Origin of the sequence: Amycolatopsis acidicola (assembly GCF_007713735.2) — a bacterium.
In the GTDB taxonomy this organism is placed as follows: Bacteria; Actinomycetota; Actinomycetes; order Mycobacteriales; family Pseudonocardiaceae; genus Amycolatopsis_E; species Amycolatopsis_E acidicola.
Map to the genome: position 1 here is coordinate 1 of NZ_VMNW02000005.1, position 20,831 is coordinate 20,831.

A 20,831-nucleotide genomic window follows, 5' to 3' on the forward strand; every position below is an offset into this window, starting at 1 on the left:
GCCCCGCTCCGCCCCCGACCCAAGGACCGTTCCCCGATGCGCGCAAGTTTCGTCTTCAGCGAGGTCTTCACCGGCTTACGCCGGAACGTCACGATGACCATCGCCATGATCATCACCACCGCGGTGTCCCTCGGCATGCTCGGCGGTGGTCTGCTGATCGTGCGGACGATCGACAAGATGCAGGTCGACTACATGGCCGACGTCGAGGTCTCGATCTACCTGACTCAGGACGTCAGCTCGAACGACAAGGACTGCTCGCAGGACCCGTGCCGCAGCCTGCGCCAGGACATCCAGAACAACCCGGCCGTCGAGTCGGTGGTGTTCGAGAACCGCGACCAGGCCTACGCCCGGTTCAAGAAGATCTTCCAGGACAACCCGATCCTGGTGCAGTCCGCGCGGCCGGAGGCACTCCCGGCGTCGCTGCAGATCAAGCTGCACGACCCGAGCCGCAGCGAGATCGTCCAGCAGCAGTACGGCACCCGGCCCGGCGTGGACCGGGTCGAGGACCAGCAGCAGTTCCTGAACCGCTTCTTCGGCGTGCTCGGGGCTGTCCGGGACGGCACCTTCGTCATCGCGCTCGTGCAGGCGCTCGCCGCCCTGCTGCTGATCTCGAACACCGTGCAGATTTCGGCGTTCACGCGGCGGACCGAAGTGGGCATCATGCGGCTGGTCGGCGCCACCCGCTGGTATACCCAGCTGCCATTCCTGCTGGAGGCGGTGATGACCGGCATCGTCGGCTCGGTGCTGGCGATACTCGGGCTGATCGGGTTGAAGTACACCTTCCTCGACAAGATCCTCGGCGTCGCCTCAGGGGTGATCCCGCACATAGAAGTACTGGACATCATCGTGATCTCGCCGTGGCTGCTGCTGACGTCGATCATCATCTCGGCGACCACCGGCTACGTGACATTGCGCTTGTATGTCCGGCATTGACCCGTACTAACCTGGAACTATGCCCAAGGAACGTGGCCAGAAGGTGATCGTGTCGAACCGCCGTGCGCGGCACGACTACTCGATCATGGACACCTACGAGGCCGGTATCGCGCTGATGGGCACCGAGGTGAAGAGCCTGCGCGTCGGGCGTGCCTCGCTGGCGGACGCGTTCGCCACGGTGGACGACGGCGAGGTGTGGCTGCGCAACCTGCACATCCCGGAGTACGAGCACGGCACCTGGACCAACCACGAGGCGCGGCGGCACCGCAAGCTGCTGCTGCACCGCGGTGAGATCGAGAAGCTGATCGGGAAGACGAAGGAAAGCGGCCTTTCGCTGGTGCCGCTGTCGATGTACTTCAAGGACGGCAAGGTCAAGGTCGAGCTCGCGCTGGCGAAGGGCAAGAAGTCCTACGACAAGCGGCAGGACCTGGCCAAGCGGGACGCCCAGCGCGAGATGACCCGGGCGATGGGCCGCGCGCTGAAGGGGCGTCGCTGATCGTGGAGGCCGGCCCGGAGCGCGACGAGGACATCGCGTCGTGGGTTCGAGGGCTGGGCCTCGACGGCCTGGTCGACCTGCACCTGCATTTCCTCCCGGACCGGATGATGACCAAGGTCTGGGCCTACTTCGACGCGGTCGAGGAACGGCTCGGCGCGGCCTGGCCGGTCTGGTATCGCACGTCGGAGGCCGAGCGGCTCGCGACGCTCGAGTCCTTCGGAGTGCTGCGGTTCGCGCCGCTGGCGTACCCGCACAAGCCCGGGATGGCGGAGTGGCTCAACGGCTGGCTGGCCGATTTCGCCGGCCGGGTGCCGGCGGCGGTGCCGACGGCGACGTTCTACCCGGAACCGGCCGCGGGATCCTATGTGGAATCCGCGCTGCGAGCGGGGGTCCGTTGCTTCAAGGCGCACGTGCAAGTGGGTGCGTACGATCCGCGTGACGAGCTGTTGAGCCCGGTGTGGGGTGCGATCGCGGAGGCCGGGGTCCCGGTGGTAGTGCACGCGGGGCACGGGCCCGAGCGGGGGCCGTACACGGGGCTCGACGTTTTCGGCGAGGTCCTGACGCGGCATCCGCGCCTCACCGCGGTGCTCGCGCACGCCGGGATGCCCGACTACGAGGACGCGCTCGAACTGGTGCACCGGTATCCCCGGACGTACCTCGACACGACGATGGTCGGCGTGCCGTTCACCGAGAAACTGATGCCGAGCCCGGCGGACTGGGTGGGCAGGGTGGCCGACATCGCCGACCGGATCGCGTTCGGCACCGATTTCCCGAACATCCCGTACCCCTATTCGGCGCAGTTGCGGGCGATCGCCGGCTGGGCGGCCGACGATCGACTCGGCGAAGCGTTCCTGCGGCTCGTCCTGCACGACACTCCGGCGAAGCTGCTCAACCTCTGACCGGAGCCGGAACCCGTTTGCCGGCAAGGAGAACGCTCACCAGCACGAGGCAGGCCCAGGGGACCGGGCCGTCGAGCAGGGTGCCGTCCGGGGGAGTGGTGAAGCCGCGGGCGGCGAATCCGAGCAATCCGACGGAGCCGGTCACCGCGGCAACGGCGAGACGTGTCGTGGAAGCGCCGGAAACGCCCGAGTGTCCCGTTGTCTCGAAGCGACCGAAGATGCGCAGCAGCCCGAAAAGGACGGCCCCCGCGCTGGCGATCCACAGTGGCGCGGCCGCGAGCCAGCGTGCGGTGCCGGGTTCCGGTGTAGCGTAACCGAAACCGATCACGCTCACGCCGGTGATGACGACCAGCGCGGGCATATGCCACAGGTACACGCTCATGAAACGCGCGCCGATCCAGCGCAGCGCCGAGCCCGTTCCCGGCCGGTCCGCGAGCGCGGCCAGCCTGGGGCGCAGTGCCAGCACGAGGCCGATCTGTCCGACTGCGAGCGACAACAGGACGGCGGTCGGCGGGCTCATGTTCGACACCGCGGCGCCCGGCATCCCGATCATGCTGGTCGGGTAGGGGCCGAAAGCCACCAGCAAGGCCGTCACCCCGAACCCGCCGAAGCAAAGCTTCATTGCTCCGGAACTGCCGATTGCGCCGAGCTTGCCTTCGGTGTAATGGAACCCGAGCTGGTGCACGGCCATCCATACGAAGATCGCGTTGGCATAGCCGATCATGGGCATGCCGTCGAAGCGCGCGAAGTCGACCAGCGCGGCCAGCCCGGCGAGCGTCAGCGGGACGGCGATACCGAATCGCCGGTGCGCGGCGACCATGAGCGGTGTCGCGAGGATCAGGAGCAAATACACCCCGAGGAACCACAGCAACTGCCCGGCGATCGCGCCCGCGACATGGAGCGGCTGCTCTGGAACACCGAAGCCGCGCAAGAGACCGGGTACGCCCAGCCAGACCGCGGCCAGCGGGAGCACGGGAAGCATGAGCCTGCCGATGCGCGCGGCGAGCCACGCGCGGGCCGACGGCGCGCGCCGCAGCGAGATGAGATTTGCTGCGCCGCCGGCGAAGAACACGAGCGGCATCACGTTGGACAGCCACGTGAAGATCGCCCAGCCCGGGGTGGTCAATGCGTTGCCGGTGGTGAGAAAACCGTTGTGGTAGCTCAAAACCGGCATCAGCCAGTGCTGGCCGATCACCGCGAGGATGGCTCCGGCTCGGACCACGTCGAGGAATTTGTCCCGTGACTGCCGCTCGGACAGGCTTGTTGGCATGGCCACAAGCCTGGTCCGGCAAGGCCTTTCGGGCAGCCGTGCCAGCCGCCGTCTTGATCGTGGGGTTCAGCGGGGGAGTGCTGGTAGGGCGTGCCCTACTCAGACCTCGTCGACCTCCGGGGTCGCGAGCCCGCACAGCCGGTATTCCCAGCCGTTTTCGGGCGTGTAACCGAGCCGGTAGTGCGTCTCGATCTTGGGGCCGTCGTGCAGGTGCACGTGCCGCATGACGCTGCCGCGCACCGGCTCGGAATCGCCGAGCGCCTGCACTCGTCCGTCCAGGGGACCGCCGAAGAAGCGGACGCTTACCTCGGTCATGTGTCCCTCCGGGAAAAGCTCGGGGTGCTGACGTCCGCCTATGGTAGGTGAGCTCTCGGCCGTTTGCCGCCCTCAGATCGGGTGAGAGTTCACCACACGGGACGAAGTGTCACAGGCCGGCGCGTGGCCGTGTCCCGGACGAACTCGCGCAGTCCGTTTTGGAGCTGGTCCAACTGGTCGGCGCCGATCAGCCCCGCCCAGTGGCGCTCGATTTCCGCTGACCAGAACACCATGCGTTCGATGCAGAACCAACCGCGCTGGGTGAGCCTGATCAGGCGGCTGCGGCGGTCGGTCGGATGTGGTCGTCGCTCTACGTAGCCGCGTTGGGTGAGCTCGTCGATGAGCTGGACCGCGGCCTGCTTGGTCATGCCGAGGTGTTCTCCCAGTTCGACCGCGGTCACGCCTTCGGGGCGATGGGACAGGTACTGGAAGGTGAAGGCGTGCGCGGGACGTACGTCGCTGAAGCCTTCCGCCGCCAGGTTCTCGTGAAGCTGATCTATGACGGCGCGGAACGTCAGCGCGAGGAGTCCCGGTAGTTCGCTCATCGACAACTCTTCCCATTGGTCAAGCTGCTTGACTAGTTGGTCAGGCGTCTTTACTGTATTTCTCGTCAAGTTGCTTGACTACTTTGGAGGTTTCCATGACAGTCGCCTCGCTCGCCGACGCTCCCCGGTTCGAGAACTTCGGCTTCGTGTTCCGCCCGCTCGCCGTGCCCAGCCGCGGCTCAACCGAGTTGGCGGTGTGGACGCTCGAAATGCCCCCAGGCGCTACAGGCGAAAGACACACTGTGAGCTGCGAAGAGGTCTTCGTGCTTCAGGCGGGCGAAGTGCGATTCGAGGTCGGCGACACCGTGCCCGACGTCGCGGTCGGAGACGCCGTCATCGTTCCGCCTGGTGGGTCGCTACGCCTGTCCAACCCGGGCAGCTCGTTGGCGAGGCTCGTCGTCTGCACGTCGAAAGGAATCCTCGGCACGATCAAGGGAAAGACCATCGTGCCGCCCTGGGCCCAGTGACCGGGAGAGCAATGAATGTTTGCTACGGCTCGGCTCGCGCGGCAGGTGCGGCGGGCCGGGGCGTAGCAAACGTTCCTTGCTCCCCGCGGGCAGGTGAGGGGCGGCATTGGAGCAAACGCACCTTGCTCCTCAGGTGCGGCCGAGGTAGGTGAGGACGGCGCGGACCCGCCGGTGTTCCTCGGAACTGGCCTCGAGGCCGAGTTTCGCGAAGATGTTGCCGATGTGCTTTTCCACGGCGCCCTGCGAGACCACCAGCGTGGCTCCGATCGCCGTGTTGGACAGGCCTTGCGCCATCAGGCCCAGCACCTCGGATTCGCGCGCGGTCAGTGAGTCGAGCGGGTTCTTGCGGCCACGTGCCATCAACTGCGCGATCACCTCCGGGTCGATCGCGGTGCCGCCGCGGGCGACCCGCTGTACCGCGTCGAGGAATTCGGCGACATCGGCCACCCGCTCCTTGAGCAGGTAACCGACACCGCCGGCCCCGCCGGAGAGCAGTTCGACCGCATAGCTTTCCTCGACATACTGCGAAAGAACCAGCACCGGCAGGCCCGGTACCGCCTGGCGCGCGCCCAGCGCGGCGCGCAGGCCTTCGTCGGTGAAGGTGGGCGGCATCCGCACGTCCACGATCGCCAGATCCGGCCGGTGCGTCACCGCCGCCTGCACCAGATCATCGCCGTTGTCCACGGCCGCCACGGTTTCGATGCCCTCGTCCGCCAGCAGCCGCTGCACCCCGGCCCGCAGCAGGACGGCATCCTCCGCGATCACAACCCGCATGCCCGCTCCCCAGTCCGTGAGTTAGTCGAGGGCTATTCACTCACGGCCGGGCTCACCACTGACACGGCAGGTCGGCCCGGATGACCGTCGGGCCACCGGAGGGACTGACCACCGTGATCACGCCGTCGATCGTCGCCGCGCGGTCCGCCAGGCCGGCGAGGCCACCGCCCGGGCGCAACTCCGCCCCGCCGCGGCCGTTGTCGGTGATCTCGACGATCACTTTTTCGTCCGTGCGCCACACTTTCACCCCGGCTTCGGTGGCGCCGGAATGCTTGGCGACATTGGCCAAAGTCTCGCCGACGATGAAGTACGCGGTGGTCTCGACCGCGGCAGGCGGGCGCGGTTCGACCTCCACCCGCACCTCGACCGGGATCGGCGATTTCGCCGCCTGCGCGGACAACGCGGCGTCCAGACCACGATCGCCGAGCACCGCCGGGTAGATCCCGCGGGCCAGATCCCGCAACTCCGACACGGCCAGTTTCGCGTCCGCGTGCGCCTCGTCGATCAATGCGCGGACGCCTTCCGGATCACCCGTCTTCATCTTGTTCTTCGCGCGGCCAAGGCTCATCGCGACGGCGACGAGGCGTTGCTGCGCGCCGTCGTGCAGATCCCGTTCTATACGACGGCGTTCGGCCTCGGCGGCGTCCACGCCACGGGCCCTCGACGCCTGCAGGTGCTGCGCCTTCACCGCGAGCCGCTCGGCCTTGTTCGGGCCCAGCAAAGCGATCGCGAGCGAACCGTGCATCCAGCCGATCCACGGCGCCACCCAGATCGCCATCGGCAGCAGGATGATCGACGCCAGCCCGATCGCGCCCTCGGCGACCGCCAGCGGGAACGACAACAGCAGGAAACCGAGATCGCGCCATGTCGTGGGATCGACCAGCCGATACCGCCACCGTCGAAGCAAAGGTCCCTCGGTCGGCAGGCGGTCGGCGTCGGGGAGCGGGGTGTCGAGCATGCGCCTCGCGAAGCGGCGTTCCAGGTCGCCGAAACCGCGCACCATGCTCGTCGTGAGCATCAGCAGCGGGATGCCGACCCAGATCACGACGGTGCCGATCCCGACCGCCAGCAACGTCACGATCAGCACGAACTCGACCAGCCGGAGTACGAACCCCGTGATCAGGTAGGTGATGGTGCGCACGGCCCGGGGTCGCGGCTGTTCGAGCGGCGCCCGCTCCTCGGCCATGTCACTCATCATGCCACCGAGTGAACCGCGGCCGGGGTGGCTTCATCGGCTTCCGCCAGCCGTTTCGCGAACGGCCCTGGCCCCAGGATGAACCTCGCGATCCTCGCGTGGGCGCTACCCAGCGCGCGGGTCAGCACGAACGCCAGCGCCAGCACGAACAATCCCAGCGCGGCCCACGGCAACGCCTTGACCGGAGAGTCGACGACGATCCAGCGTTCGTCGTAGCCGGGGAAGAAATACGCGCCGTCGGGCAGATAGCGGTAGTAGAAAGGCAAACCGGCCAAGGCCAGCCCGCTCGACCAGGCCGTCACCATGATCGTGAACTCCGCGATGCCCAGCGGGAACAGCAGAACCAGATAGCCGAGGTCCCGCCAGCTCGCGGGGTCCAGCAACCGCGCACGCCAGCGCGCACGCTGTCCCGTCGCCGGCAGCGGCCGGTACGGCGACGCCACATAGGTCCGGAGCATCCCGTGCACACGGGCGCGTTCGCCGCGCGCCGCCGCCCGGCTGCCCAGGAAGAGCAGCGCCAGCACCGGCAGGCCGGCCCAGATGATCACTGTGCCGAGGCCGACCGACGTGAACGTGACGACGAACACGAAAGCCGCGATGCCCAGCGGCAGGTTGAGCAGCAGATACAGCAGAGAGCCGCCGACCGGTGGCCGGGGCCGGGTTTCGTCTCGTTCGAGCACCGCCGACGCCATGATCAGGTCCTTCCTCCGCCGGATACCCGACCAGCATCGCCTCGGCGCACCCCGGACTACCAGGGGGAACGCGGGCGTTTCCAAGGTAGGGAGAGCCCTACCGGCGGCGGGGAATGAACTCGGTTGCCGCACGCGTTAGACTTGACGAAACACCAACAAGGGGGTGAACGGTTTCGACTTTGGACGTTGAGTCAAGAGAAGCGTGCCGGTGCAGGCGAGAGACCACCGTAAGCGTCATCGCACTAAAATAAGCGCCAAGACGAATAGTCGCGCTGACTACGCCCTCGCCGCCTGAGCGAGCGCGTGTCTGTCGGCCCGGGGGCGCCTCCGCCCCGGTAGCCGGCATCAGCTAGGAGGCTCACCTACCGGACCCGGCCGCGGGGTCCGGATGGGAAAACCACAGCGGCTGGGCCCGCCACATCGGCTTGTTCGCGTGACCGATGGGGCCGAGTAGAGGCATAGCGAACTGCGCACGGAGAAGTCTTGGTGAGGCGCCAGAGGACCCGGGTTCAATTCCCGGCACCTCCACCCGAAATGGCCGGCGAGTGCTCGCGGTGAGCGCTCGCCGGTTTTCGTGTGTCGGTCCTTGTTTGGGGGTCGGACCCCCAAGCCCCCGCCAGGGGGCGAGCCCCCTGGACCCCCTATCGGGCGGGGCGAGTTCGACGGTACGGGGTGTGCATTGTGGACGATCAAAGTTTTGGTGGATTGGACCAGTGGGGCCGGCTGCCGGATACGGGCTGGTTGCGGGGGCGTGACGGAGCGCAGCAAGGGTGGACTGGGTCACCCGGGGCTGCGATGCTGAGTTCGTGCGCGGCGGACAACCGTCGCCATGCGAAGCCGGAAGAAGGTGCCAGATGGCCCGGGTAAGCCGTGCAAGCAGCTCCGACGAGGCCCTCGAACGGGGTTGGCTCGCCGGGGTGCGCGCGGAGGAGAAGGTCCTCCGGGACGTTCAGGAGAGCAAGGCGGTCCGCACCGTCGCCGGGCATTCGAGCAGCGCCACCGAATGCGCCGAACTGCTCGAGATGCTCGGTCTGCACGCGGAGCAGGGCAAACAAGCTCAACTCTGACGCGAACGGCCCCGATCCGCACCGGTCACGGCCCACGAGCCGAAGCAAACGTCCCTTGCTCTTCGCCGGGGCGGAAGTCGGCTCCGCGAGGCGGGAAAGCTGCTCCAGGCCACCTGTCTCGGATATCAGACAGAACCGTTCGAAGGTCTCCTGCGGTGACCGGCTCCGCGGAGTGCAATGAGCGCATGGTGTGGACTGTGCGGCTCGATTCGCGACCGGTGACCAGGGACCAGGTGGTGGCGGTCGCGCGCGGAGCCGCCGGGGTCGAGCTGAGCGAGCCGGTGCTCAAGAAGCTGGCCCTGACGCGGCAGCACGTCGATGCCCTGGCGGACGCCGAAGATCCGACGTACGGGGTGTCCACCGGGTTCGGGGCATTGGCGATCAGGCACATCCCGCCGGATCGGCGAACGGCTTTGCAGCGTTCCCTGATCCGCTCTCACGCGGCGGGTGCGGGGCCGGCCGTGGAGCCGGAAGTCGTGCGGGCCTTGATGTTCCTGAGGTTGCGCACTTTGGCCTCCGGCTACACCGGCGTGCGCCCGGAGACGGCAATAGCGCTCGCCGGCCTGCTCAATGCGGGCATCGTGCCCGTCGTGCCCGAGTACGGCTCCTTGGGCTGCTCCGGCGATCTCGCGCCACTTGCCGCCGTCGCGCTCGCGTTGATGGGGGAAGGGGAAGTCTTCGACGGAACCGTTCGCAAGCCGGCGGCCGACGCGCTGCGGGCGGCCGGGCTGAAGCCCGTGACGCTCGCGGAGAAGGAGGGCCTCGCGCTCACCAACGGCACCGACGGGATGCTCGGGATGCTGGTGCTCGCGCTGGCCGATCTGCACCGGCTGCTGGACACCGCGGACCTGACGGGTGCGATGAGCGTTGAAGCTTTGCTAGCGACCGACCGGGCATTCGCTGCTGACCTGCAGGGATTGCGGCCGCATCCGGGGCAGGCGGTGTCGGCGCGGCGGATGTTCGCGGCGTTGCAGGGCTCGGAGATCGTCGCCAGCCATCGCGGCCCCGACTGCACCCGGGTGCAGGATGCGTATTCGCTCCGGTGCGCGCCCCAGGTGCACGGTGCGGCCAGGGACACGGTCGGCCACGGCGAGCTCGTCGCCGACCGGGAACTGGCTTCGGCGATCGACAACCCCGTCGTGCTGCCGGACGGACGTGTCGAGTCCAACGGGAACTTCCACGGCGCTCCGGTCGCCTATGTACTGGACTTCCTGGCCATTCCCACCGCGGACGTCGCGAGCATCGCCGAGCGCCGGACCGACCGGATGCTCGACATCACGCGCTCGCACGGGCTGCCGGCCTTCCTCGCCGACGATCCCGGTGTCGATTCGGGATACATGATCGCGCAGTACACGCAGGCTGCGGTCGTCAGCGAGTTGAAGCGGCTGGCCGTGCCGTCGTCGGTGGATTCGATACCGAGCAGCGCCATGCAGGAGGACCACGTCTCGATGGGCTGGTCGGCCGCGCGCAAGCTGTGCCGGGCCGTGGACGGGCTGACGACAGTGCTTTCGATCGAGCTGCTTTCGGCGGCGCGGGCCCTGGACTTCCGCGCGCCGCTGCGCCCCGCGCCGGTCACCGCCGCGGTGCGTGATCTCGTTCGCGAACGCGTGGGCGGGCCTGGGCCGGACCGGCATCTCGCGCCGGAAATCGCTGCGGTGGAAGAACTCGTGCGCTCCGGGCGCATTCTGGGAGCACTGGCTGACGCCTGAGTGGTACGTCGTCCGATGTGGACGATTTGGCGCGTAGTAGGCGAATCCGCCGTGGACGGAGAACGACACCGATGCGGGCCGGCTAATTCGCTTAAGCAATCAAGAATTGTGGAAACCCTGAATTCATGGGGAGTTCAACCAGGGTGATTGCCGCTCTCGGTAGCGTGGTTTCAGTTGTTCAATTCCCTTGAGAAGGGCTAGAGGTGGACCCCTCGCTGATCGTCATCGTGGTCGTCATTGCCGCGTTGGCCTTCGATTTCACCAACGGATTTCACGACACCGCGAACGCCATGGCGACGTCCATCGCGACGGGCGCGCTGAAGCCGAGAGTGGCGGTGGCGATCTCGGCGGTGTTGAACCTGGTCGGCGCGTTCCTCTCGATCGAGGTGGCCAAGACGATCTCCGGCGGGATCGTCGACGACACCAAGGTGACTCCCGTCGTGGTGTTCGCCGGATTGATCGGCGCCATCATCTGGAATCTGCTGACCTGGCTGTTCGGCCTGCCGTCGAGCTCTTCGCACGCGTTGTTCGGCGGGCTGATCGGCGCGACCTGGATCGCGTCCGGCGCGGACGCGGTGCACTTCGCCGCGGTGGTCGAAAAAATCCTGATTCCCGCATTGGCTTCGCCGATCGTCGCCGGGGTGGTGGCGTTGGTCGGCACGTTCCTGGTCTACCGGATCACGGCTTCCGCGCGGCAGGACACGGTTTCGAAGTCGTTCAAGACGGCGCAGGCGTTGTCCGCTTCGCTGGTCTCGCTCGCGCACGGCACCAACGACGCGCAGAAGACGATGGGCGTGATCACGCTGGTGCTGATCTCGTCCGGTTCGCTCGCGGCGGGTTCGTCCCCGCCGCTGTGGGTGATCCTCAGCGCCGGCGCCGCGATCGCGGCAGGCACGTACTTCGGTGGCTGGCGGATCATCCAGACCATGGGCAAGAAGATCACTGAAATCCAGACGCCGCAAGGGTTTGCGGCGGAGACCTCGGCCGCGGCGACCATCCTCGCGTCGTCGCACCTCGGGTTCGCGCTGTCGACCACGCACGTGTGCTCGGGCGGGATCATCGGCTCCGGTGTCGGGCGGAAACTGGCCGAAGTGCGCTGGGGCGTCGCGGGCCGGATGGTGATCGCGTGGCTGCTGACGCTGCCCGCGGCGGCCGTCGTCGGCGCGATCGCGTCCGAGGTTTCCAGCCAGGGCAGCATCGGCACGGTGCTGGTCGGCATCGTCGGTGTGGTCGTCGGTGTGGTGATCTACCTATGGTCGCGGCGGCACCCGGTGACGCACGCGAACGTCAACGAGAGCGAGCCGCAGCCCGCGGCCGTGGCGGCGTGAGGAGGCCCTGATGAAAATCGACTGGGCTGCTCTCGGCAGCGTATTCCTGATCTCCCTGGTCGCGGTGGTCGTGGTGACCGGCCTGTTCGCCGTCGGCGTACGCGGTCTCGCCGCGCGGGCCACGGCGCGCGAGGGAGGCACCAGCGGCGGTGGCCCGTTCACGGGCGCGATCGCGTGCTTCGCGGTGTGCGTGGCCGTCGTCGGCTACGGCATCTACCTCATCGTCGCCAAGTAGATCTGGAGCAAACGCACCTTGCTCCCAGGGCGGAGCAAGGTGCGTTTGCTTCGGTACCGATGGGCCTTGGAAGCAAGGGACGTTTGCTCCAATCCGGGGGCAGGGATGTTCGCCACGGCAGCTCCGTAGCAAACATCCCTTGCTTCTTTCCACAGGTCAGGTGGGTTAGCCGGCCAGGTCGTCGCGGAGTGCGGCGAGGCGGTGCGGCGGGAGCAGCCGCGCGATGTCGGCGATGCGCGCGGGGTCATCGAGCATCGCGGCGACCTGCGGGAGCGCGTGGTCCGGCACGACGTCGATGCTGGCCTTGATGGTGCTGTCGGGCAGGTGGTCGACGAACCGCGCGATGGTGATCCAGTCTTCGCGGCGTGCCAGTTCCTTCGCCACCGCCGACACGACCGGGCGCGGGATCCCGGCGATGATCCCCGACGCGCGGCGCGGGTCCAGTTCCGCGGCGACGTCGGCGAGGAAGGCGGGCGAAAGGCGTTTCGAGATGTCGACCCCGCGCGACACCTCAACCAGGCCCGCGATGCGCGCCGACAGCAGCGGGCCGAACACCCGCTCCGCCATTTTCGCCAGCAGCGGACTCGGCAGCAGCTTGCTCGCGCCCGCCATCCGTTCCAGCACACCGAGATGCGCGTCGAACAGCGCGCTCGTCACCTGTTCCCGGAACCGGCGGAGATCGTCCGGCGGCACGTCCCGCAGATAAGCGAACCGTTCGGGCGGCGCACCGAGCACCCTGGCGAGTTTCCGGATTTCCGCGTCGTTCGCCATCTAGAGCCCCACGGCCTTCCGGATGGCGGGCCGCAGCAGCGCCGGGACATACCGCAGGGCGTCGTTACCCGCCTTGGCCAGCGCCGAAGCCTGCCGCCGCCGCGCGTCGCGAACCGCGTCCGCCAGATCCTGCCGGTGCTCCTCCGGCAATTCCTCGATCCCCTCGGGCAAAGTCCCGAGCTGTCCGGCCAAACTGCGGTCGCTCATCGCGCGATCATCTCATCTCACTACGGTTTTTCGCATGACTGCGCAGATCGAGACAGCGAAGATCACCATCGGCGAACTCGGCGCCCACCTCGCCCGGCCCGCGGGCGGCTCCACCGGAGGCATGCTCCTGCTGCCCATGATCACCGGTATCGGTGCCAGGGTCCGCGAATTCGCCGAGGACATCGCGAGGGCCGGGGTCACCGCGTTGGTTTGGGACCCCTTCCACGGTGTGAGCAGCGACGACGCCTCTCACGAGGGACTGTCCGCGCGCATGCGCGAACTCGACGACGAAACCTGCCTCGGTGAGCAGCGTCACCTGCTCGACCACCTCCTCGGCGAGCTCGGCTGCACCAAGGCCGGCGTCATCGGCTGGTGCCTCGGCGGCCGGTTCGCCCTGCTTCTCGGTGGGCGCGACAAGCGACTGTCCAACGTGGTTGCCTACCACCCGACCGTCCCCGGCACCCCGGCCCCGAACCACACCGTCGACGCCGTCGAGCACACCGCGCGCATCACCGCGCCGACGATGATGCTGTACCCGGGCAAGGACACCCTCGTCCCGCGGGAAAGCTTCGAGCGCTTGCAGAACGCACTGCAATCCCGTCCGTCCGGCGCGAGCATCGTGCACGTATACCCGGAGGCGGAGCACGGATTCAGCGACAGCAAGCGCCACGGCAACCCGGTGAACGCGGACGCCTACGCCGTTTCCTGGCCGCAGGTGCTCGAGTTCGTCAAGGCGACGACCGCTTAGTCCGCTTGGTCGCGACCGCCGTGAGCGGGTCGTCGGGCCACGGGTGCTTCGGGTAGCGGCCGCGCAGTTCGGCGCGCACGGAGGCGTAACCGTTCTGCCAGAACGAGCGCAGGTCGCTGGTGACCGCCGCGGGCCGTCCGGCGGGGGAGAGCAGGTGCAACACGACCGGCACCCCCGCCACCCGCGGCGTCTCCAGCCAGCCGAAAGTCTCCTGCAGCTTCACGGCCAGCACCGGTTCGTCCGAGCCGTAGTCCACGCGGATCCGCGACCCCGACGGCACCTCGATCCGCTCGGGCGCCAGCTCGTCGAGCCGGGAAGCCGCAGGCCAGGGCAACAATCGCCGCAGCGCGGGAGCAAGGTGTATTTGCTCCAAATCGGCGCGGCGGCGGGCGGTGGCCAGTTCGGGCAGCCAGTCGCGCGGGGACGCTAGCAAAGCTTCATCGCTCACGTCCGGCCACGGCGGGCCGAGTACGCGGTGCAGGAAGGCGAGCCGTTCGCGCAGGCGCTCGGCGTCCTCCGTCCACGGCAGAATCCGCAGGCCTTCCTGGCGCAAGGCAGCAATGAACGTTTGCTCCAACAGGGCTGGGGAGGGGGTGCGGAGGGGGCGTTCGGACAGGACGATCGCGCCCAGCTTTCGCACCGACCTGGCCACGACGTCACCGTCGGACCACGCCACCTCGTCCGTCTCCGACACGAGGTTCGGCGCCGCCCGCAGGGCCAGCTCCGCGTCGGCGCGCGCCGCGAGGCGGATGACGCCGTGCGCGCGGCCCGGCGCCCGCGTTGCCTCCGCGACGGCCAGCCACTCCACGTCGCCGAGGCCGCTGCCGCTCGGCAGCTCCGCCGCTGTGCCGCCCGCCATGAGATAGACCGGCGAACCCTTTTCCCTTCTCCGGGCGAGCCTTTCCGGATACGCCAGCGCGACCACGAGCGCGGGGTCGGGAGCCTCTGGCGCGTCGGGCACCAGGCGCGCGAGCCGCCGCACCTCGGCGCGCCAGCGTTCGTCTTTGGCGGACCGAAGCCGGCGCAGTTCGGCCTCGACATCGGTGAGCTGGCCGCCATTGTCCAGCACGGCAACGACTTCCGCGGCCGAGCGTGGCCCCACCTCGGCGGCCCCGTCCAGCAAAGCCCGCGCCAGCCGCGGGTGCAGGCCCAGCGCCGCCATTTTCCGGCCCCGGCCGGTGATTTGCCCGCCTTCGACGGCTTCCAGCGTGTTCAACAGTTCGCGTCCCGCGGCCAACGGTCCCTCGGGCGGCGGATCCCACCACGACAGCCCGGAACCGTCCGGAGTGGACCAGCACGCGAGCTCCAGCGCCAGCCGCGAGAGCTCCGCCGTGCGGATCTCGGGCTCCGGATACGCCGGGAGGCTCACCTGCTCATGCCTTGCCCAGCAACGAAAAGCGCGCCCAGCCGCCTCACGGCCCGCGCGCCCGGCCCGTTGTTCCGCCACCGCGGCGGACACCTTCACCGTCGCCAGCCCCGGCAGCCCCCGCTTGTGGTCCACCCGCGGCACCCGTGCCAGACCGGAATCCACGACGGCCCGCACACCGGGGACCGTGAGGCTCGACTCCGCGACCGAAGTGGCCAGCACCACCCGCTGCCGCGACCCCGGCCGGAGCGCCGCATCCTGGCGTGAGGCGGGAAGCCGTCCGTGCAGCGGCACCACGTCGACATCGTCCAACATCGACGAGACCCGGCCGATTTCGCCGACACCGGGAAGGAAAGCCAGCACATCACCGTCCACTTCAGACAGTGCGGTGTGGATGGCCCGTGCCACCGTCGCCTCGATCCGTTCGCCGCGCGTGGGCGGCACGTAGTCGACGTCCACCGGGAACGTGCGCGCATGCGCCGTGACCACCGGCGCCGCGAGCAGTCGGGACAACTTCTCCGAGGCGACGGTGGCGGAAGTGGCCAGCAGCCGCAGATCGTCCCGGAGCCCGGCGCGGACGTCCAGCAGCAATGCCAGCAACAGGTCCGCATCCAGATGCCGCTCATGGCATTCGTCCAGCAGCACCGTGCTCACGCCCGGCAGTTCGGGCTCGTTTTGCAGCCGCCGCACCAGCAAACCCGACGTGACCACCTCGATCTTGGTGCGGGCCGAGACCTTCCGGTCGCCCCGCACCGAATAACCCACCGTCTCGCCGACCGGTTCTCCCAGCAGTGAAGCCATTCTCGCCGCGGCGGCGCGCGCGGCCAGCCGGCGAGGTTCGGCGACCACGACACGTCCGGCCGCTTCCTCGGCCAGCGCCAGCGGGACAAGCGTCGTCTTGCCGGTACCCGGCGGGGCGACGAGCACCGCGGCTCCGTGCTCGCGCAGGGCCGTGGTCAGCTCGCCGAGTACCGCGCGGACGGGCAGGTCGGGAAGGTTCATCGCTCCGTCACGGTAGGCGGAGCCGGCAGCGGGTAGCCCGACGGCCCGATGTTGCGGCGCAAGGAATCCAGCCAGGTACCGGAGGAGATCATCTTCTGGATCGCGTCGTCCAGCGCGGCCTGCCCGCCCGAATCGTGCTGCCGCAGGCCGATCCCGTAGCGCTCGGTGGTGAACGGCTTGCCGACCACCTTCAGCAGCTCCGGGTTCTCCGTGACGTACCCGGCGAGGATGACGCCGTCGGTCGTCACCGCGTCCACCTGCCCGGCGAGCAACGCCGTGACGCAGTCCGGATACCGGGGGTATTCCACCAGCTCCACGGCCGAAGCGAACCGGTCCTTGACCTCCTGCGCCGGGGTGGAGCCGGTGACCGAACAGAGCCTGCGGCCGTTGAGCTTCTCCGGGCCCGTGATGGTGTCGTCGGTCTTGCGCACGAGCAGGTCCTGGCCGGTCTCGAAGTAGGGCCCGGCGAAGGAGATCTGCTGCTTGCGTTTGTCGGTGATGGAGTAGGTGGCGACGACCAGATCGACGCGGCCGGACGTGAGGTCGGTCTCGCGCGTGGCGGAGGTGGTTTCCTTCCAGGTGATCTCCGAAGGCTTCACGCCGAGCTGTCCCGCGACGTACTGCGCGACCTCCACGTCGAACCCGACGAACCGCCCATCGAGCGTGTGCTCGGCGAGTCCTGGCTGGTCGAAGCGGATTCCGATGGTGAGCTCGCCCGCGTCGGCGCGGCCGAGAAGGGTGTCGGGATCGTGCCCCGAACACGCTGTCAGCGCCCCGAGCAGGGCCAGCACGACCATCACCCGGACGAGGGTCAACGGACTGCTCCCTCCCCGGCCGGTGGCGTGACCTCACAGCTTTCTCAGGACCCGCGGCTAGCCTATGTGCGTGTTCCGACCATCCCAAGCCGTACTCGATGTCGTCGGCACGCTGGTCAGGCTCGGACTGGCCGCGGTGTGGCTCGTGTCGGGTTCGATCAAGATCTCCGACCCCGGGCAGACCTACCTTGCGGTGAAGGCCTACCAGGTGTTCCCCGACGGACTCGTGCACCCCGTGGCGACCGCGCTGCCGCTGCTCGAACTCGCGCTGGGCGTGTTCCTGCTGATCGGCCTGTTCACCAGGGTCGCCGCGACGGTCGCCGCCGTGCTGCTGCTGTTGTTCATCGCCGGCGTCGCGCAGTCGTGGGCGCGGGGGCTGACCATCGACTGCGGATGTTTCGGCGGTGGTGGCCAGGTGGCCGACGGGCAGACCCAATATCCTCAGGAAATAGCCCGTGACGTGGGCTTCCTCATACTCGCCGGCTGGCTGATCGTGCGCTCGCGCACCAGGATCGCACTCGACGGCTGGCTGCGTGCAGGGCAGGCGCAGGTACACGCGGACGCGGAGCACCAGAGCGAAGCAGAAAGGATCTGAACAAGGTGGGTGGAGCTGAGCGGTCCGCGCGGAAGCGTCGCCAGAACCAGTCCGCGGGGGCGCGGGCCGTGGCTCAGGCACGCGGCAGGTCGGGCGGTGGTGGCAACCGGACGGTGGTCGTCACGGTGATCGCCGTGGTCGTGATCGCCGCGGTCGTCATCGGCGGCGTGATCTGGTCGAAGTCCTCGAGCAAGGACACGGAGGGCCAGGCGATCGCCGCGCAGCCCGCGAACCCGGCGCTGGACAGCGCGAACGAGCGGAACGGCGTGGTCGTCGTGTCCGGCAAGGCGGACGCGAAGGCGAAGATCGACATCTACGCCGACTTCCTGTGCCCGTACTGCGGCCAGCTGCAGAAGACCTACGGGACGCAGATGGAGCAGCAGATCGAGGCGGGGAACCTGCAGATCAGCTACCACATGATCCCGTTGCTGGCGAGCAGGTCTGACCCGCCCGGTTACTCGCTGGACGCGGCCAACGCCGCACTGTGCGCGGCGGACGAAGGCAAGTTCACCGCCTTCCACGACAGCCTGTTCGCGCAGCAACCCGAAGAGGGACAGCGCGGTTACGACAAGTCGCAGCTGATCAAACTCGGCCAGGACCTGGGCATCACGTCGACCCAATTCAGCAACTGCGTCAACGGCAGCACGTACGACGCGCAGCTCAACCAGGCGCTGCAGACCATCTCGGCGGACCCGAACTTCCAGGGCACGCCGACGATCCTGCACAACGGCCAGTCACTGAACTGGCAGGACCCGAACTGGCTGACCACCCTCGTCGGCCAGGGCTGATCCCGCTCCCGGGGGTCCGCCGCGCGCCGGCCGGACCCCCGGTGAGGGCCGCTTTCGGGGTCATGTACCGTATAGACACAAGCGACGCGGAGTTCACTTCGCGCACGGGGCTATGGCGCAGCTGGTAGCGCACCTCACTGGCAGTGAGGGGGTCAGGGGTTCGAGTCCCCTTAGCTCCACTCTTCGACGGGACCCTTTCGATCTAGCTGTCTAAGCTGGTCGGAAGGGCTTTCTTGTGTTTGCGTGTTGATCTCTGAAGATCGCGATCCGGATGACTGCGATGTCCCGGCTGGGGCGGTTCTGGGGCACGATCTTGTCGCGTGTCGCGTGTCGCGTGTCGCGTGTGGCGTTGGCTCGACGGTGTTTCCGTTGTGCGCATTGAGTTTTCCGTCGGGGCGTCGGGGTGTTCCACCGCGGCACCCAGTACACATCTCGAGAATTCGCCGAATACTGCACGGAGATGGTGTTGGAGAAGTCGCTGTCACTGCGGCCGGACCAGGTCGGGAGTGGAGCTAGCGCGTCCGCCGCCGACGCTGCGGCCAGATGCCTTGCTTGCCGGCGGCAAGGATGCCGTTGGGGTCCACGGCGTCCTTGAGCCGGCCAAGGGATCGTCCTGCTTTCCCGCGTGCGGGATCATGGGCCATCGACGAGATGCAGGTCTTTTTCTATCGCCGCGGCGCATTCCCGCAGTCGTGGCACCATGGCGCGGAGTTCCTCGAGACTGCGCAGGCCGGCGCTGACCGCGATGTTCGCCGCGGCGATGACGGCGCCCGTCCGGTCCCTGACAGGCACGGCGACCGCGCGCAGCCCGCGGTTGAGTTCTTGGTCGGCGAGGCAGAAACCGTTGTCCGCCACGGATTTCACGATCTGCCGGAGCTGGTCGGCGTCGCGAACGGTGCGGTCGGTGAAGGCTTCGAACGAGACACGGGCGAGGTACTCGGTGAACACCTGCTCGTCGAGTCCCGCGAGCAGGACGCGACCCATCGCGGTGGCATAGGCGGGGAAGCGTGAGCCGACGTTGATCGAGACCGTGATGACGCCCGTGGTGGGGATGCGGGCGATGTGGACGACGTCGTCCCCGTCGAGCACCGACAGCGCCGTGGTCTCCTGGACGTCGAGCATCAGGTCCTTCAGGTGCGGTTCCGCGATCTGCGGGGTGCTCAGCCCGCGCAGGTAGGCGTGGCCCAGTTCGAGCACTTTGGGAGTGAGCTGGAACAGGGTGCCCTCGCTGCGTACGTAGCCGAGCTTCTGAAAAGTCAGCAGCGATCGGCGGACGGCGGCACGGGACAGCCCCGTCACGCGCGCGACGTCGGAGAGAGACTGGGCCGGCCGTGCGGCGTCGAAGGCCCGGATGACCTCGAGCCCGCGCGCCAGCGCCTGGACGAAATCCGCCTCGCCCGTGCCCTCGTCACCAAGGTCCATACCTGCGTCCTCCGTCCCCCGCACCGTCCGACGGCGCTAACTCTCGCACACTCGCCGGGCAAGTCCGACGCGCGCCGCGAGCTGCAGTGTACGCAAGGCGAACGGTTGTGCGTGCGACTAGCGCACGTGTGTTCAAAAATGTATGGTTCCGGTCAGTCACTACCGCAGGCCCCGCCGATGGGGCGACGACCAGGAGGAACGATGGAGTTCCGCGCCATGAACCGGAGAACGGCACTCGCGGCCGCACTCGCACTGAGCCTCACCGCCTGTGGGAGCGGCGGGAGTGCAGCGGGCCTCGACCCGACCCCTCAGACCCCGGTAACCGTCCAGGCCGGGTTCATCCCCGTGATCGACGTTGCCGCCCTCTACCTCGGCGACAAGCAGGGCTTCTTCACCAGCCGCGGGATCAAGCTCGACATCAACACCGCGCAGGGCGGTGCCGCGCTGGTGCCCCCGGTGATCAGCGGCCAGTACCAGTTCGCGTTCAGCAACGTCGTCTCGGTGCTTGCGGCCCGCGCGCAGGGCTTGCCGCTGAAGGTGATCGCTTCGGGCTCGAACTCGACCGGCGTCGAGGGCAAGGACGTGTCGATGATCCGCGTCCCGGAGAACAGCCCGGTGCGGACCGCGGCCGATCTCGTGGGCAAGAAGGTCGGCGTCAACACGCTGAACAACCTGCTGCAGATGCTCGGTGACGTCGCGGTGTCGGCGGCGGGTGGCGATCCGGCGGCGGTGAAGTTCGTCGAGATGCCGTTCCCGGACCAGGTGACCGCGCTGGGCAACGGCACGCTCGACGCGATGGTGACGGCGGAGCCGTTCGACACCATCGCGAACAAGGGCACGCGCGTGATTTCCTCGCCGTATCTGGACATGGCCAAGAGCAGCCTGACCACTTCGGCGTACTTCACCTCCGAACAGCAGCTGCAGCAGAACCCGAAGCTGTTCACCGCGCTCAAGGCGGCGATCGACGAGTCGCTGACCTACGCGAACGCCCATCCGGACGAGGTCCGCGGGCAGCTGTCGTCGTTCATGAAGATCGACCCGGCGGTCGTCAGCCAGGTCACGCTGCCCACCTTCGCGCCGGGCATCTCGAAGGACTCCGTCGCCGCGTTCGTCAAGGCGGCCAAGCAGTACAACCTCGTCAGTGCGGACGTGTCCTACGACGACCTCGTGTGGTCGGGCGCGGCGGGCTGAC

23 protein-coding genes, 1 tRNA gene and 1 other RNA gene are annotated in these 20,831 nt (G+C 68.2%); 14 read left to right on the forward strand and 11 right to left on the reverse strand.

Features of this window, described 5'->3' with window-relative positions; genetic code table 11:
- Nucleotides 1-36: 36 nt before the first annotated feature.
- Genes ftsX through FPZ12_RS05200 form a run of 3 tightly spaced genes read left to right on the forward strand, consistent with a single transcriptional unit; the run spans nt 37 to nt 2,328 of the window.
- Complete coding sequence (gene ftsX, locus FPZ12_RS05190) at nt 37-933, forward strand: permease-like cell division protein FtsX (protein WP_144746250.1); 897 nt, start codon at nt 37-39, stop codon at nt 931-933.
- Between the two features lie 19 nt (nt 934-952).
- Complete coding sequence (smpB, locus tag FPZ12_RS05195) at nt 953-1,429, forward strand: SsrA-binding protein SmpB (protein ID WP_144746248.1); 477 nt, start codon at nt 953-955, stop codon at nt 1,427-1,429.
- A gap of 2 nt (nt 1,430-1,431) precedes the next feature.
- Nucleotides 1,432-2,328 carry an amidohydrolase family protein gene (locus tag FPZ12_RS05200; protein WP_144746246.1) on the forward strand — a complete coding sequence of 299 codons (897 nt, stop codon included), beginning with the start codon at nt 1,432-1,434 and terminating at the stop codon, nt 2,326-2,328.
- Here FPZ12_RS05200 and FPZ12_RS05205 read toward each other — a convergent pair.
- The 3 genes from FPZ12_RS05205 to FPZ12_RS05215 all read right to left on the reverse strand — a co-directional run bounded on the left by FPZ12_RS05205 (nt 2,318) and on the right by FPZ12_RS05215 (nt 4,458).
- The gene (locus FPZ12_RS05205) at nt 2,318-3,598 is read right to left on the reverse strand and encodes an acyltransferase family protein (protein WP_144746244.1); all 1,281 of its coding nucleotides are present in this window, start codon (nt 3,596-3,598) and stop codon (nt 2,318-2,320) included. The two genes, FPZ12_RS05200 and FPZ12_RS05205, sit on opposite strands and share 11 nt — an antisense overlap.
- 99 nt (nt 3,599-3,697) lie before the next feature.
- On the reverse strand, nt 3,698-3,913 hold the full coding sequence (locus tag FPZ12_RS05210; RefSeq protein WP_144746242.1) for a hypothetical protein: 216 nt from the start codon (nt 3,911-3,913) through the stop codon (nt 3,698-3,700).
- 89 nt (nt 3,914-4,002) lie between these two features.
- Nucleotides 4,003-4,458 (reverse strand): MarR family winged helix-turn-helix transcriptional regulator, encoded by a 456-nt coding sequence (locus tag FPZ12_RS05215; protein WP_243769679.1) that lies wholly within the window; start codon nt 4,456-4,458, stop codon nt 4,003-4,005.
- A gap of 95 nt (nt 4,459-4,553) precedes the next feature.
- On the opposite strand from FPZ12_RS05215, the gene FPZ12_RS05220 reads away from it, so the two are divergent.
- Nucleotides 4,554-4,925 (forward strand): cupin domain-containing protein, encoded by a 372-nt coding sequence (locus FPZ12_RS05220; RefSeq protein ID WP_144746238.1) that lies wholly within the window; start codon nt 4,554-4,556, stop codon nt 4,923-4,925.
- A 129-nt stretch (nt 4,926-5,054) separates the two neighbouring features.
- Here FPZ12_RS05220 and FPZ12_RS05225 read toward each other — a convergent pair whose 3' ends face one another.
- The 3 genes from FPZ12_RS05225 to FPZ12_RS05235 are packed head-to-tail and all read right to left on the reverse strand — an operon-like array spanning nt 5,055 to nt 7,586.
- Nucleotides 5,055-5,699, reverse strand: coding sequence for a response regulator transcription factor (locus FPZ12_RS05225; protein WP_144746236.1), 645 nt, complete (start codon nt 5,697-5,699; stop codon nt 5,055-5,057).
- A gap of 52 nt (nt 5,700-5,751) precedes the next feature.
- Complete coding sequence (locus FPZ12_RS05230; RefSeq protein ID WP_243769689.1) at nt 5,752-6,894, reverse strand: sensor histidine kinase; 1,143 nt, start codon at nt 6,892-6,894, stop codon at nt 5,752-5,754.
- Nucleotides 6,894-7,586: a sensor domain-containing protein gene (locus tag FPZ12_RS05235; protein ID WP_144746234.1), complete on the reverse strand. Its 693-nt coding sequence runs from the start codon at nt 7,584-7,586 to the stop codon at nt 6,894-6,896. Before FPZ12_RS05235 ends, FPZ12_RS05230 begins: the two co-directional genes overlap by 1 nt.
- A 159-nt stretch (nt 7,587-7,745) precedes the next feature.
- Here FPZ12_RS05235 and ssrA point away from each other — a divergent pair.
- The 5 genes from ssrA (at nt 7,746) to FPZ12_RS05260 (ending at nt 11,925) form a co-directional block, all read left to right on the forward strand.
- Nucleotides 7,746-8,117: a transfer-messenger RNA gene (ssrA, locus tag FPZ12_RS05240) on the forward strand.
- 323 nt (nt 8,118-8,440) lie between these two features.
- The gene (locus tag FPZ12_RS05245) at nt 8,441-8,653 is read left to right on the forward strand and encodes a hypothetical protein (RefSeq protein WP_144746226.1); all 213 of its coding nucleotides are present in this window, start codon (nt 8,441-8,443) and stop codon (nt 8,651-8,653) included.
- Nucleotides 8,654-8,838: 185 nt separating this feature from the next.
- The gene (hutH, locus tag FPZ12_RS05250) at nt 8,839-10,362 is read left to right on the forward strand and encodes a histidine ammonia-lyase (protein WP_144746224.1); all 1,524 of its coding nucleotides are present in this window, start codon (nt 8,839-8,841) and stop codon (nt 10,360-10,362) included.
- 203 nt (nt 10,363-10,565) lie between these two features.
- Nucleotides 10,566-11,690 carry an inorganic phosphate transporter gene (locus tag FPZ12_RS05255; RefSeq protein WP_144746222.1) on the forward strand — a complete coding sequence of 375 codons (1,125 nt, stop codon included), beginning with the start codon at nt 10,566-10,568 and terminating at the stop codon, nt 11,688-11,690.
- 10 nt (nt 11,691-11,700) lie between these two features.
- Nucleotides 11,701-11,925 carry a hypothetical protein gene (locus tag FPZ12_RS05260; protein ID WP_144746220.1) on the forward strand — a complete coding sequence of 75 codons (225 nt, stop codon included), beginning with the start codon at nt 11,701-11,703 and terminating at the stop codon, nt 11,923-11,925.
- 165 nt (nt 11,926-12,090) lie between these two features.
- Here FPZ12_RS05260 and FPZ12_RS05265 read toward each other — a convergent pair whose 3' ends face one another.
- Nucleotides 12,091-12,696: a hypothetical protein gene (locus FPZ12_RS05265; protein ID WP_144746218.1), complete on the reverse strand. Its 606-nt coding sequence runs from the start codon at nt 12,694-12,696 to the stop codon at nt 12,091-12,093.
- Nucleotides 12,697-12,903 (reverse strand): hypothetical protein, encoded by a 207-nt coding sequence (locus tag FPZ12_RS05270; RefSeq protein ID WP_144746216.1) that lies wholly within the window; start codon nt 12,901-12,903, stop codon nt 12,697-12,699.
- A 34-nt stretch (nt 12,904-12,937) separates the two neighbouring features.
- Between FPZ12_RS05270 and FPZ12_RS05275 the strand changes: the two genes are divergently transcribed.
- Nucleotides 12,938-13,651 (forward strand): dienelactone hydrolase family protein, encoded by a 714-nt coding sequence (locus FPZ12_RS05275; protein WP_144746214.1) that lies wholly within the window; start codon nt 12,938-12,940, stop codon nt 13,649-13,651.
- Here FPZ12_RS05275 and hrpB read toward each other — a convergent pair.
- Both hrpB and FPZ12_RS05285 read right to left on the reverse strand, forming a co-directional pair.
- Complete coding sequence (gene hrpB, locus FPZ12_RS05280) at nt 13,632-16,019, reverse strand: ATP-dependent helicase HrpB (protein ID WP_144746212.1); 2,388 nt, start codon at nt 16,017-16,019, stop codon at nt 13,632-13,634. The two genes, FPZ12_RS05275 and hrpB, sit on opposite strands and share 20 nt — an antisense overlap.
- Entirely contained in the window at nt 16,016-16,816 is an 801-nt protein-coding gene (locus FPZ12_RS05285; protein WP_144746276.1) for a glutamate ABC transporter substrate-binding protein, read from the reverse strand. The genes hrpB and FPZ12_RS05285 overlap by 4 nt, the downstream gene beginning before the upstream one ends.
- Before the next feature lie 88 nt (nt 16,817-16,904).
- Between FPZ12_RS05285 and FPZ12_RS05290 the strand changes: the two genes are divergently transcribed.
- The 3 genes from FPZ12_RS05290 to FPZ12_RS05300 all read left to right on the forward strand — a co-directional run bounded on the left by FPZ12_RS05290 (nt 16,905) and on the right by FPZ12_RS05300 (nt 18,396).
- The gene (locus FPZ12_RS05290) at nt 16,905-17,429 is read left to right on the forward strand and encodes a MauE/DoxX family redox-associated membrane protein (protein WP_144746210.1); all 525 of its coding nucleotides are present in this window, start codon (nt 16,905-16,907) and stop codon (nt 17,427-17,429) included.
- 5 nt (nt 17,430-17,434) lie between these two features.
- Entirely contained in the window at nt 17,435-18,217 is a 783-nt protein-coding gene (locus FPZ12_RS05295) for a DsbA family protein (protein ID WP_144746208.1), read from the forward strand.
- A 106-nt stretch (nt 18,218-18,323) separates the two neighbouring features.
- Nucleotides 18,324-18,396, forward strand: a tRNA-Ala gene (locus FPZ12_RS05300).
- 454 nt (nt 18,397-18,850) lie between these two features.
- Here the strand turns inward: FPZ12_RS05300 and FPZ12_RS05305 are convergent.
- Complete coding sequence (locus FPZ12_RS05305) at nt 18,851-19,639, reverse strand: IclR family transcriptional regulator domain-containing protein (RefSeq protein WP_144746206.1); 789 nt, start codon at nt 19,637-19,639, stop codon at nt 18,851-18,853.
- Nucleotides 19,640-19,840: 201 nt separating this feature from the next.
- On the opposite strand from FPZ12_RS05305, the gene FPZ12_RS05310 reads away from it, so the two are divergent.
- Nucleotides 19,841-20,830, forward strand: a complete 990-nt coding sequence (locus tag FPZ12_RS05310; RefSeq protein WP_166462581.1) for an ABC transporter substrate-binding protein — start codon at nt 19,841-19,843, stop codon at nt 20,828-20,830.
- Nucleotide 20,831 lies beyond the last annotated feature (1 nt).